This window comes from Ralstonia flaminis, assembly GCF_958415495.1.
GTDB lineage: Bacteria > Pseudomonadota > Gammaproteobacteria > Burkholderiales > Burkholderiaceae > Ralstonia > Ralstonia flaminis.
Genome location: NZ_CATZLL010000003.1, coordinates 290,128 through 302,020, shown reverse-complemented (window position 1 = coordinate 302,020; position 11,893 = coordinate 290,128). Strand labels below are relative to the sequence as shown.

Below are 11,893 nucleotides of genomic sequence, written 5' to 3'. Positions count from 1 at the left end.
ATTTGACCACCACCCCGCCTATCGACGATCTGTTCGGCGCACCGCCCGCACCCAGCGACAACGCGGCCGCCAAATCCGACACGCCTGCAACCAAGCCCAAGCGTTCCCCCACCCGCCAGGGCGTGCAGCCGGCCACGGTTTCACCCGAGGTAACAGCGCTCGCGCAGCGCCTGCCACGCGGGCTGCGCATCGGCACGTCGTCGTGGTCGTATCCGGGGTGGGATGGGCTGGTGTATGCGGGTGAGTATTCGGATTCGATGCTCGCGCGCAAGGGGCTCGCGGCCTATGCCCAACACCCTCTGCTGCGCACGGTCAGCATCGATCGTGGTTTCTATGCGCCGATTCCATTGGCAGATTACGTGGCCTACGCAGCCAGCGTGCCGGAAGATTTCCGCTTTGCGGTGAAGGCGCCCGCCGCCGTATGCGATGCATGGATTCGCGAGCTGGACGGCCGTGGACGCATGGCCAACCCAGCCTTCCTGAACGCCGAGTTCGCGATCCGCGATTTTGTCGATCCGGCCACGCGTGGGCTCGGCGTGCGGTGCGGGCCGTTGGTGTTCCAGCTCTCGCCGCTGGGCGCGCTGGCTGAGGATGCAGCCGGCTTTGTAGAGCGGCTCGAAGCGTTCCTGGCCGCGCTGCCGCCGCTCGATCCGCAACTCAATCCCGATGCCGTCTATGCGGTGGAACTGCGCGACGCCACGCTCCTCACACCACGCTTCATCAAGATGCTGCGCGCTGCTGGCGTGCGCTACTGCGTTGGCCTGCACGAACGGATGCCAGCGGCCGACCGGCAAGCCGCGGCCGTTGCACTGCTGGATGAAGGTGCGGGCGGCCCGCTCGTGGTGCGCTGGAACCTGAACAGCCGCTACCGTTACGCGCAAGCCGAGGCGGCGTACAAGCCGTTCGACAAGCTCGTCGATGAAGACCCATTCTCGCGCGAGACGCTGGCCGACATGGCGGTGGCCGCGCTGGCGGCGGGTCGCAAGGTGACGATCCTGGTCAGCAACAAGGCCGAAGGGTCGTCTCCGCTGTCGTGCATCAAGCTGGCCGAGGCCATCGCCGCGCGCCTGCCGGCAGACGCAGCGTAGCCCCGGTCCACCCTCTTAGCCCTGCAAGCGGTGCGCGAACTGCTTGCGGAACTTCGTCACCTTGGGCGAGATGACAAACGCGCAATAGCCTTGTGCCGGGTGGTCGCGGAAGTAGTTCTGGTGCTCGTCTTCCGCACGCCAGAAGGTCACCTTGCCGTCGCTGGCGTCCACCAGTTCCGTCACGATGGGCGCTTCGAAAATGTCGCTGGCGCCGATCTCGTCAATCGCCCTGCGCGCTGTCGCCAACTGCTCGGGTGATTGCGCAAAGATGGCCGAGCGGTACTGCGGGCCGACATCGTTGCCTTGCCGATCCACCGTGGTCGGGTCATGGATGGCGAAGAAGATGTCGAGGATCTCGCGGTAGGGGATCACCGCCGGGTCGAAATCCACCTTCACCACTTCGGCATGGCCAGTGTTGCCGTTGCAGACGGCGCGATAGCTGGGGTGATCGACATGGCCGCCTTCGTATCCGGACACCACGCTGCGCACGCCCTGCACCTGCTGGAACACAGCTTCCAGACACCAGAAGCAGCCTCCGCCCAGAACGGCGGTTTCAAGCTGACGGTCTTGTTGGTTTTCCATGGTTTCTCTCCTTACACGCTTCCAATTTTTGGGCAGAAAGACCTGCCACAAGGGTTGGCCTGTTTGACCTACTGCATGCTCTTGAACAGAACAGCGCCCATTCGCGCGATGGCCGCATTGCTTTCGCCAAGGGTGGCTTTCGTGTTGGTGATGTAGATGGAGACTAGCAACGGTTTCTTCCCCGCGGGGTAAACAACCGCGACGATGGAGCGAGAGCCGTATCCCCCTGCTCCAGTCTTGTCGGCGATGCCCCACGTGGAAGGCAGCGATTTCCTCAACAGGTCGTTGGCAACCTTGTCGTTGACCATCCAATGCTTCAGCTCGGCCTTCGCGTTTCGAGACAGCCCATCGCTAAAGAAAATCTGATTCAAGCTGTTGGAAGCGGCGATCGGCGTCGTGGTGTCCCGACGGTCGCCTGGGGTGCCTTCATTGAGCTCGGGCTCCTTCCGATCCAGGCGGGTTGCATGGTCGCCGATGGATCGCATGAACGCATTGAAACCCGCTGTACCACCAATGTTCTCGAGTACCTTGTTGGCCGCCGTGTTGTCGCTGTAGCTCACGGCAGCTTCACACAGCTGGGCATTGGTGGCCGACTGCAGTTTCTCCGTAACGGGGGAGTACGTCACCCGATCGCTCTTGGAAATGGCGGTGATATCACTGAGCGCAAGCTTCTTTTGGTCGACCTTTTCAAGCAGGGCGGCACAGAGATAGGCCTTGTGCGTGCTGTTGATCGGGAAGGCCTCGTCGCCTCGGTAGTTCCAGGTGTAGCCAGACTCCTTGTCGATCACGGCGATACCAATTCTGGCATTCAGATTGACCTCCTCAGACTTGGCCGCCTGCAGCAACCATTGCGCGTTGAATGCCTGCGCATTGAAACTCGCGGCCAGCATGCCGGCCATCAGGGTGACGAACTTACTTGTCTTAGCAATCATCAGTGCAACGATTCGAAATCCATTGAGAAGCGCCCGTGCGTACTCAGCAACGGCCGTTGCCGTTTGACACCGGGCTCGCCGAAGCGCTGCGTCAAAAATGTAACGCATTGGTATCAAAACGGCTTTCTTCGGGAGTACGCGCTGCCATTGGTCGGCGTCACACGCGCTTCCTGACATATGACCCTTGAGTCATGCAAAGCCCTACCTACCGGCGGCCTATCGGGCGTCCGTTACAATTGAGCCTTACTTTCGGTAGTTTGCATGGACCATCACGAAGCCATTCCCATGGATGTGCGCGATAGGGAGCTGTCCGCGCGCAAGCCGTCGGCGCATGGCAGCGCCACCCCGCCTGATTTCGATGCCGCGCATTTCCGGCATGCGCTGTCCCAGTTCGCCACTGGTGTGACGGTTGTCACCACGCGCTCGGAGGGCGGACCGAGCAAGCCAGCGTTTGTCGGCGTGACGGCCAGCTCGTTCAATTCGGTATCGCTGGACCCACCGCTGGTGCTGTGGAGCCTGGGCATGCAGGCGAATTCATTCCCTTTGTTCCACGCCGGCTCACACTACGTGATCAACATCCTGGCCGCGGAGCAGCTGGACCTGTGCAAGCGCTTCGCCACGTTGAAGGGCGACCGCTTCGCCAACATCGACTACGCCCTAAGCCCGACCGGTCTGCCGATCCTCGCGCAGTCGCTGGCGTGGTTCGAGTGCCACAACCGCAGCCGCTATGACGAGGGCGATCACGTCATCTTTGTCGGTGAAGTCGAGCGCTGTGGCGTGACCGACCCGGCGGGTGCACCACTGGTATTCCATCGCGGCGCGTTCTCGTCGCTCACGCAACTCGGCAAGTAGCCAATCGCATCATGCGGGAGCGCTCACCTTGCGCGGCGCTTCCGCTTCAATGCCCCAATCCCCGAAGGCATACCAGTCGTTGCCGAGCAGTTCGGCGGGGTGCTGCGTGTGGCCGGAGCGGTTACCGCAGCCCAGTGCGTCGGTGGAGCAATACTTGTCGCAGCCCCAGCAGATGCGTTCGGGGTGGACGGGATGCAGCGGAAATTTCTTCGCCACTGCCTGCTTCGCTCAACAACACTGGGCCACTATCCACGTACGCTGGCAGTAGAGGCTTGATCCCCGTCAGAAATTAGCTGGCCTTGCCACGTTTGCCCGCCCCCGCCTCAAGCGGTCGCACGCCGCGGGCCTCCATCAGCAAAGCCAGACCGCCATCGCGATCCTTGATGGTGCGTAGGACGATGTTCGAGCGGATGTCCATCACGCCCGGCGTCTTATATAGCCGCTCGATGATGAACTCCGAGTAATGCTGCAGGTTGGGCGCCTGCACGCGCAGGATGTAGTTGCAATCCCCGGTGATGATGTAGGCGGCCACGATCTCGGGCCAGCTCTGCACGGCGGCCATGAAAGTCTCGTGCCAGCCGGTCACGTCCTGCCGCATCGACACCTGCACGATGGCCTCCAGTTCCAGCCCCAACGCAGCCCGGCCCAGTTGCGCCCGGTAACCGGTGATGGCGCCGCCCTCCTCCAGCATCCGCACGCGCCGCAGGCACGCCGACGGCGATAGCGCCACGCGCTCGGCCAGGTCCTGGTTGCTGATGCGGCCGTCTTCCTGCAAGACCTGGAGAATCCGCAAATCTGTGGTGTCGAGTTGCATCTGTCGTTGTTCTTTGCGTGATTTCTTTGATACGTTGAATTTTATGCGAATTCATCGAAATTACACGCACGAATATGCAAACCCATTGCGCGTAGATTTCCCTATCATTTCGGCACGGATTCACCGAGTTTTCTGCCCTGGAGCCGCCTTGGAACGCACTTTGTGGGACATCAGCCCCGCCCTTTCGCCCGCCACGCCCACGTGGCCCGGCGACACGCCGTTTTCGCAGGAAATTGCGTGGAAGCTCGAAGGTGACTGCCCGGTCAACGTCGGCCGCATCACGCTGTCGCCGCACACCGGCGCGCATGCCGATGCGCCACTGCACTATCACGCAGACGGTGCCGCCATCGGGCAAGTACCGCTGGACGCGTACCTCGGGCCGTGCCGCGTCATCCACTGCGTGGGCGTGACTCGTGTCGAGCCGGAACACGTGCGTGATGCGCTTGCCGGCACGCCACCGCGCGTGCTGCTGCGCACGTACGCGCAAATGCCGCAGACCACCTGGGACGACCACTTCGCCGCCGTCGCACCCGAGACCATCGAATTGTTGGCCGCGCACGGCGTCAAGCTCGTCGGCGTCGACACCGCTTCACTCGACCCGCAAACCTCCAAGACCATGGACGCGCACCATGCCGTCGGCAAACACGGCCTCGCCATCCTCGAAGGCCTGGTGCTCGACGACGTGCCCGCCGGTGACTACGAACTGATCGCCTTGCCGCTCAAGTTCGCCACACTGGATGCAAGCCCGGTGCGTGCCGTGCTGCGCCGCCTGCCCTGATCCAAACAACCCCACGCATTCAACGCCCCACGCTCACCATGACTTTGACCCGCAACTCCTGCCTCGAACGCGACGCGGCCGACCCGATCGCCCCGCTGCGCGACGCCTTTGCGCTGCCCGACGGCGTGATCTACCTGGACGGTAATTCGCTAGGCGCCCGCCCCAAAGCTGCGCTGGCCCGCGCGCAGGAAGTCGTCGCCAATGAATGGGGTGACGGCCTGATCCGCAGCTGGAATTCGGCCGGCTGGTTCGAACTGCCGCGCCGCCTGGGCAACAAGCTCGCTCCGCTGATCGGCGCGCGTGAGGACGAAGTCGTCGTCACCGACACCACGTCGATCAACCTGTTCAAGGTGCTGGCCGCCGCGATTCGCGTGCAGCGTGAAGACGCGCCGAATCGCAAGATCATCGTCTCGGAAACGCACAACTTCCCGACCGACCTGTACATCGCCGAAGGCCTGGCCGACTTGCTGCGCGACGGCTACAAGCTGCGCCTGATCAATTCGCCCGACGAGCTGGAAGGCGCGCTGGGTGACGACGTGGCCGTCACCATGCTCACACACGTGAACTACAAGAGCGGCCACATGTACGACATGGCGGCCGTCTCTGCGCTGGCGCACAAGCATGGCGCACTGGCGATCTGGGACTTGGCGCACTCGGCCGGTGCGGTGCCGGTGGACCTGCACGCAGGCGGCGCCGATTACGCCATTGGCTGCACGTACAAATACTTGAACGGCGGCCCCGGTTCGCCCGCCTTCGTGTGGGTGTCGCCCGCGCTACGCGAGCGCTTCTGGCAGCCGCTGTCGGGCTGGTGGGGCCACGCGCGGCCGTTCGCAATGGAGTCGCGCTACGACGCGGATGCCGGCATCGGTCGCTTCCTGTGCGGCACGCAGCCGATCACGTCGATGGCGATGGTCGAATGCGGGCTGGATATCTTCGCGCAGACTTCAATGGCCGCACTGCGCACCAAATCGCTCGCGCTGACCGACCTCTTCATCACGCTGGTGGAAACGCGCTGCGCGGGCTTCCCGCTCACGCTGGTCACGCCGCGTGACCACGCCGTGCGCGGCAGCCACGTCAGCTATGAGCACCCGAATGGCTATGCCGTGGTGCAGGCGTTGATCGCGCGCGGCGTGATCGGCGATTACCGCGAGCCACAGATCATGCGCTTTGGCTTTACGCCGCTTTACACGAGCTTTGCCGATGTGTGGGATGCGGTGGAAGTGCTGCGCGACGTGCTGGAAACCGGCGCGTGGCAATCGGCCCAATTCAACGAACGTACGCTGGTGACCTGAGATGTCGAACCCGATTGAACCGATCAAGCCCGTGGCATCCGGCTGCCCCATGCACGGGGTGCAGAGCAGCGAGGGCGAAGGCTGGCACGACGCGCAGCTCGATTTTTCCAAGTCGATGAGCTACGGCGATTACCTCGCGCTCGACCAGATCCTGAACGCGCAGCACCCGCGCTCGCCGGATCACAACGAGATGCTCTTCATCGTGCAGCACCAGACCACCGAGCTGTGGATGAAGCTGATGCTGCACGAGCTGCGCGCCGCGCGCGACTGCGTACGCAACGATAACCTGCCGCCCGCGTTCAAGATGCTGGCGCGTGTGTCGCGCATCATGGATCAGCTCGTGCAGGCGTGGAACGTGCTCGCCACCATGACACCACCGGAATACTCGGCCATGCGCCCGCACCTGGGGCAATCGTCGGGCTTCCAGTCGTACCAGTACCGCGAGATTGAGTTCATTCTCGGCAACAAGAACGCGGCGATGCTCAAGCCGCATGCGCATCGCCCAGAGCATTACGAACAGGTGAAAGCCGCACTCGACACCCCGTCGCTGTATGACGAGGCGGTACGCTACATGGCGCGCCACGGCTTTGCATTCGACGCGGATTGCGTCGAGCGTGACTGGTCGCGCCCGGTTACGTACAACGCGTCAGTGGAAGCTGCGTGGCTGGAGGTCTACCGTGACCCGACACACCACTGGGAACTCTACGAACTCGCCGAAAAGTTCGTCGACCTGGAAGACGCGTTCCGTCAATGGCGCTTCCGGCATGTGACCACGGTGGAACGTGTGATCGGGTTCAAGCGCGGCACCGGCGGCACGGAAGGCGTGGGCTATCTGCGCAAGATGTTGGATGTGGTGTTGTTTCCGGAGCTTTGGAAGTTGCGAACGGATTTGTGATTAGCGCTGTTGGTCCATCCTCGGTTTCGCCCGCTGCCGAGGGCCGATACCGGGGATGCACCACAAGAACATCCCCGGGGCGAAGGCCCAAACAGCAATACCCACTACGCCCCGTTCAAGCGATTGTCACTACGCGAAGTCGTTGTCACCTTCCCATCCGGCCCAAAGTGGACATTGAAGAACGCCTTCTCAGTCGGGCTTTCCATCCACCGGTATCCCCACACCTCTTCCTGCTTCAGCCGAAACGCTTCCACCTTCCCCGGCTTGCCAAGCATCCGGCGGATGTCATCCTTGGTCTGGCCGACCCGCACGCGCCCAAAGTTTTCGGCGGTGAGCACTTGCTCGATCTTGCTCACATGACCATCCGGTGAAATCGTCACCATCCAGGTGGAAGTCCCTTCCGGCCCGCGCGGGTACTCAAGCTGCCGCGCGCCACCTTCGTTCTCCCAGATCATTTCGGGCTCGCCCGCAGTGGCCTTCACATCGGCCTCGGTCGATTGGCCGGCAACGATGTCCTTGAACAGCAGGTTGTCCGGCTTGGCCGATTGCCACACCCGCTTGGCCGCCTCCCCGGCGCGATCGACAGCCTGGTCGACCTTCTGTTGATCGCAGCCGAACAGCCCGAGCAATGACGCCAGAATGCCCATGGTGACTCCCACTTGTGCGAGTTGACGACGATGCGGCATGGAACCCCCTCGTTCAAAACGTGTATCCGTCGCCATTCTGGCAGCCGGATCACCCGATTACCAACGCTTGTTGAACAGCACCGATGCACCGTTGATCGTGCCGCCCCGTGCCACGACCGACCATCTCCGTGAGAACTGCCACGTCATCTTGACGATGGAATCCGCGGTCGACAGGCTTTGCTCGTAGCCCACGGTGATGCTCTCGGAGATCGCCTTGCCCAGGCTCACCACCTGCGGATCGGTCAGGCCCGAAGTCGACGCCCCGATCGAAAATTCATCCAGCCCAAAGTGCCGCGCCACGTTCTTGCCCGCCACGTTGCCCAGCAGCCCCAGCGCCGCGCCGGACATCGCCTGCTGCTGGCCCAAACCAGCGTTGGATGCGCTGTAACCAAACATCAGCCACGAGAGCTTGTCTTCATCCGGCACGTTCGGCTCAGAGACCAGCTTCACGCGCGGCTGACGCACCGTGCCCGTCACCTGCACGCCGGCCTCGACCTCCTGGTTGCGGCGCATGGCGGTGATGTTGAACGAGGGGTTGTTGATCGGCCCGATGAAGTTCAGCACACCCTGATCGATAGCCAACTTGCGGCCGAACGCTTCGTAGGTACTGCCCTGGCGCACGTAGATCGTACCGGTACCGCGCAGGGGCACCAGCGGCTCACTGTGCACGTTCATCTGACCGCCGAGCGACAGGTCCGCACCCGCACCCTTGAAGCGGAAGTTGTCGCCAAAATCGACGTCGACATCAACGATCGGGCTGAAGCGGCCAGCAGGTTTCTCTTCGCGCTTGACGCCACGCTCCGCCTGATTGCGGGCAGCATCGGCACGACGCACGATGACCACGTCATCCCCCAACGACGGTGCGCCGTCCTTGGGCAGATCGAATAGGCCGCGGTCGACCTTGAACTTGCCGGTAATGCCCACGCGGTCGTTGTCGTTGGCAATGCGCGCCTGCCCCGATAGCACCAGCGTGCGATCCGGATCGGCAAAAAGCTGCAGCTTGTCGGCAACGATGGAGCCGCTCAGGTTGGGGTTGGCCTCGCCGAGCTGCACGCGGCCCTTCGCACGCACAGTGCCATCGCCGCCGTAGAACACCACCTCCTGCAGGTCGACCACGTTCTGATCCAACGCCACGCGCACCACGCCCTTGGTCAGGCGGATGCCCTGGTCGTACAAGGCGACCTCGATGTCCTGCCCGGTCAGGAAGCCGCTGATCTTGGGCGCGCCAACCGTACCGGCAAACTGCAAGCTGGCCGCAAGCTGGCCATCGGTTGCAACGTCAGGGCCGAGCAGATCACCGATGCCTTTGAGATGCGGCAGGCTGATCGTCAGCCCGCCCGTCAGCGGTGACGCCGGCGACATCAAGGCCAGAGCACCCGGCGCGGCGTCGCGCGTCAACCCGATGCCGGCATCGAGGTAGAGATTGCCAACGCGCGTCGATTGGGCGTCGCCGCGCAGCGCCAGCCGCATACCCTCTCCACACGCCTCCACCACCAGTTCGGTCAACCCCAATGGCGTGAACCCGCGGCCTGCATTGATCGACAGATCACCGCTGCGGCGGGCAAAGCGCGCCGTGCCGGTGGCCGTACCGCCGAGGTCCAGATCCCATTGACCATCGATGACGAGATCCGTGCGCACCGGCAGTGCTTGGCCCGTCCACGTACGCACCAGTTCCAGCACGCGTGCGATCTGCAATCCGTCGATACGGCCGGCGCTGCGCAGATGGCCCTGATTGGATTCCACCCGCTCGATGTGGATGGGCGTCTGATCCAGCGTCAGATCTGCGCGGCCGATCATCAAGCGACTCGGTGCCACCGACACGCGCACCGGTGCCATCAGTTGCAGGTTGGGCGCGCCCTGCGCCGACAGCGTGGAGATGGTGGCGTCCCATGCATCACCGTCCTTCCCTGGCGTGAGTGCACCGTCGCCGGCCAATGCGAACTTGAAGGGCTGGTTGCGCACATTGCCGTCGGCATCGGCGCGAAAGCGGTGCGCACGACGCGTGCCTTCCAGCGTGGCGCGCACCTCACGCAACGACACGCTCGGGGCCGTCACACGCTGCGCGGTCAGCTCGAACTGGAGCGGACCATCCACCCCATCGCGCATCTGCACACGGCCGTTCGCCAGTTCGATCTTGTTGCCCTGATAGACAAGTTGCTGCGCGCGGAAAGTGGCATCCACCTGCGGGCGCTTGATCGTGCCGGACACGTCGCCAGACAACGTCAGCGCCCCGCTCACGCCAAGTTGCAGGCGCGCAAGTTGCGGCGCGTCGACTTCCACATGCAGGCGGTCGCCCGCCGCACCAAAGCTGCCGCGCAGGCTGGCCTTGTTGCCTGCGACATCCAGCTTGGCATCGCTCGGCAGCAGACGCTCACCACGCAGGTGGACGTTGCCGTCGCCCGTCATCGGCAAGCCGGCGTAGTCGCTGTCACGCACAGCAAACTTGATCGCTGCATCAATCGGCTCACCCAGCGCGCCACGCGCGTCGAAGGTGGCGTTGATCCGGCCCTTGGCCACCTTGGCCAGCCGCGACGGGTCAAACTCTGCAAGGTCGCCCTTGAAGGCAAAGGACTGCGCGTCGTCGTGTTTGAGCGTGCCCGCCAAGTTCAATCGCGAGCGACCCAGCGACACCTGCGCACTCTCCACCGCGACCTGCGCCGCGTCGAGTACCGCCTTGGCCTGCGCACGCATGTCACCGCCAGCAAGATCAAGCGCCACGTGTTGCGTACCGCCCGCAAAGTCTACGGTGATGGGGCCGGCGAGCTTCGTCTTCTCCAGCGATGCATGTATTGCCTGCAGGTCCAACTGACGCACATCGACACGCAACGTGCCGTGGCCCTTCTTCACATCTGCACCGCCGGTCAACTGCGCACCGCCCAGCAGGCGCAGATCCAGGCCGGTGAGTTGCTGATCGTCCTCGTTCAGCCGCACCTGCGCACGCAGCGATTGCAGCGGGAGTTTCTGCTTGTCGAGCGTGCCGGCTTGCGCGTTGTCGATCTGCACGGGGCCGGCGACCGTCAGCGTCTTGGCTTTCTCGTCAGGGCGCAGATCGGCATGGATGGTGAGCGACGCTTCCGGCGCGCCTGGCGCAAACGCACGCGGGTTCACATGATCGGCCGACACCACGGCGCGTGACAGGGGCAGTGCCCCGAACGGCGTGGCGTCGATCTGCGCCTGCGCGGTCAGCTTGGCACCGGTGCCGGTCGCATCGATGTGCAGCGCCTCCAGCGAGCCCGAAAGCTGTGCCGACACCGACGCATCCTGCTTCTGCCCACTCGTTTCGAACTGCGTGGCCAGCGTGGCCGCCCCGGTGAGCGGGTACGGCCGCGTGCCCGTCATGCGCAGCGTGGCCACCAGCTTGCCGGCAGGCGTTTCCATACCGTCGAGCAGCACGTTGTGATGCGTGCCATCGGTGTGCAGGCTGCCGGCAATCGACTTGAGTTCAGTGGTCGACGTGCCCTCGCGGATGGCAAGGCGGTCCACAGCCAAGCGATCCACATCGAGCGCCAGTGGCAGCACCAATGAAGCAGGTGGCCCGCTCGGCGGCGATGGCGGCGTCGGGTGCAGGATCACCTCGACACTGCCTGCTGTGAGATACGCGAAGCGCGCATGCCACGGCCCGCGCGTGATGGTCCAGCGGCCTTCCACATGGTCGATGCGCACTTCGGTACTGCCCGCACGCACATGCAGGTCACGCAGCGACAGCCCCTCGCGCACCGAGCCGCCGGCCAGCTTGCCCGACACATGGTCGTGGCCGAAGCGCGTGACGAGCGACCACAACTGCGCCGTGCCCGTGGGCGAGTGGATGGCCCAAACCAGCCAAGCGGCAACACCAAGCACGACCACCAGGACAAGCGCCACAAGACCACCCAGCCACTTCAGCAAGCGGCGGCCCATACGCCTGTTTGGACGCTTGGGCGACGGTGTCTCGGGTTGAACGGATTCAGGCGTTTGCGTTTCGGTCATGGCGGCGC

Annotated in this window: 11 protein-coding genes; 5 read left to right on the top strand and 6 right to left on the bottom strand. The window is 63.8% G+C overall.

The features are described from left to right. Window positions 1–2: 2 nt before the first annotated feature. Window positions 3–1,088 (top strand): DUF72 domain-containing protein, encoded by a 1,086-nt coding sequence (locus R2N11_RS06205; protein ID WP_199031031.1) that lies wholly within the window; start codon window positions 3–5, stop codon window positions 1,086–1,088. Window positions 1,089–1,103: 15 nt separating this feature from the next. On the opposite strand, the gene msrA is transcribed toward R2N11_RS06205, so the two are convergent. Both msrA and bla read right to left on the bottom strand, forming a co-directional pair. Next, window positions 1,104–1,670, bottom strand: coding sequence for a peptide-methionine (S)-S-oxide reductase MsrA (msrA, locus tag R2N11_RS06200; protein WP_199031032.1), 567 nt, complete (start codon window positions 1,668–1,670; stop codon window positions 1,104–1,106). A 68-nt stretch (window positions 1,671–1,738) separates the two neighbouring features. Further along, entirely contained in the window at window positions 1,739–2,602 is an 864-nt protein-coding gene (gene bla, locus R2N11_RS06195; protein ID WP_199031033.1) for a class A beta-lactamase, read from the bottom strand. A gap of 285 nt (window positions 2,603–2,887) precedes the next feature. Between bla and R2N11_RS06190 the strand changes: the two genes are divergently transcribed. Next, entirely contained in the window at window positions 2,888–3,454 is a 567-nt protein-coding gene (locus tag R2N11_RS06190; RefSeq protein ID WP_316680589.1) for a flavin reductase family protein, read from the top strand. Window positions 3,455–3,463: 9 nt separating this feature from the next. Here R2N11_RS06190 and R2N11_RS06185 read toward each other — a convergent pair whose 3' ends face one another. Beyond that, the gene (locus R2N11_RS06185; protein ID WP_316680508.1) at window positions 3,464–3,670 is read right to left on the bottom strand and encodes a DUF3079 domain-containing protein; all 207 of its coding nucleotides are present in this window, start codon (window positions 3,668–3,670) and stop codon (window positions 3,464–3,466) included. 73 nt (window positions 3,671–3,743) lie between these two features. Next, a complete protein-coding gene (locus R2N11_RS06180) occupies window positions 3,744–4,268 on the bottom strand; it encodes an Lrp/AsnC family transcriptional regulator (protein ID WP_199031034.1) in 525 nt (174 codons plus the stop codon). A gap of 148 nt (window positions 4,269–4,416) precedes the next feature. On the opposite strand from R2N11_RS06180, the gene kynB reads away from it, so the two are divergent. From kynB to kynA, 3 genes are read left to right on the top strand one after another with little or no spacing between them, the layout of a single operon-like run. After that, entirely contained in the window at window positions 4,417–5,046 is a 630-nt protein-coding gene (gene kynB, locus R2N11_RS06175) for an arylformamidase (protein ID WP_199031035.1), read from the top strand. A 38-nt stretch (window positions 5,047–5,084) separates the two neighbouring features. Then, window positions 5,085–6,338, top strand: a complete 1,254-nt coding sequence (gene kynU / locus R2N11_RS06170) for a kynureninase (RefSeq protein ID WP_316680507.1) — start codon at window positions 5,085–5,087, stop codon at window positions 6,336–6,338. 1 nt (window position 6,339) lies between these two features. Next, window positions 6,340–7,233 carry a tryptophan 2,3-dioxygenase gene (gene kynA / locus R2N11_RS06165; RefSeq protein ID WP_199033144.1) on the top strand — a complete coding sequence of 298 codons (894 nt, stop codon included), beginning with the start codon at window positions 6,340–6,342 and terminating at the stop codon, window positions 7,231–7,233. A gap of 104 nt (window positions 7,234–7,337) precedes the next feature. Here kynA and R2N11_RS06160 read toward each other — a convergent pair whose 3' ends face one another. Together R2N11_RS06160 and R2N11_RS06155 are read right to left on the bottom strand one after the other, a co-directional pair. Further along, on the bottom strand, window positions 7,338–7,880 hold the full coding sequence (locus R2N11_RS06160; RefSeq protein WP_316680588.1) for a hypothetical protein: 543 nt from the start codon (window positions 7,878–7,880) through the stop codon (window positions 7,338–7,340). 96 nt (window positions 7,881–7,976) lie between these two features. Next, window positions 7,977–11,885 carry a translocation/assembly module TamB domain-containing protein gene (locus R2N11_RS06155; RefSeq protein WP_316680506.1) on the bottom strand — a complete coding sequence of 1,303 codons (3,909 nt, stop codon included), beginning with the start codon at window positions 11,883–11,885 and terminating at the stop codon, window positions 7,977–7,979. Between the last annotated feature and the right edge of the window lie 8 nt (window positions 11,886–11,893).

What these genes read in the sequence shown, in the direction of transcription:
- kynU (WP_316680507.1), top strand. Translation starts at nt 5,085, where the DNA reads ATGACTTTGACCCGCAACTCCTGCCTCGAACGCGACGCGGCCGACCCG.
- bla (WP_199031033.1), bottom strand. Translation starts at nt 2,602, where the DNA reads ATGATTGCTAAGACAAGTAAGTTCGTCACCCTGATGGCCGGCATGCTG.
- R2N11_RS06190 (WP_316680589.1), top strand. Translation starts at nt 2,888, where the DNA reads ATGGATGTGCGCGATAGGGAGCTGTCCGCGCGCAAGCCGTCGGCGCAT.
- kynA (WP_199033144.1), top strand. Translation starts at nt 6,340, where the DNA reads ATGTCGAACCCGATTGAACCGATCAAGCCCGTGGCATCCGGCTGCCCC.
- R2N11_RS06180 (WP_199031034.1), bottom strand. Translation starts at nt 4,268, where the DNA reads ATGCAACTCGACACCACAGATTTGCGGATTCTCCAGGTCTTGCAGGAA.
- R2N11_RS06160 (WP_316680588.1), bottom strand. Translation starts at nt 7,880, where the DNA reads ATGGGCATTCTGGCGTCATTGCTCGGGCTGTTCGGCTGCGATCAACAG.
- msrA (WP_199031032.1), bottom strand. Translation starts at nt 1,670, where the DNA reads ATGGAAAACCAACAAGACCGTCAGCTTGAAACCGCCGTTCTGGGCGGA.
- R2N11_RS06155 (WP_316680506.1), bottom strand. Translation starts at nt 11,885, where the DNA reads ATGACCGAAACGCAAACGCCTGAATCCGTTCAACCCGAGACACCGTCG.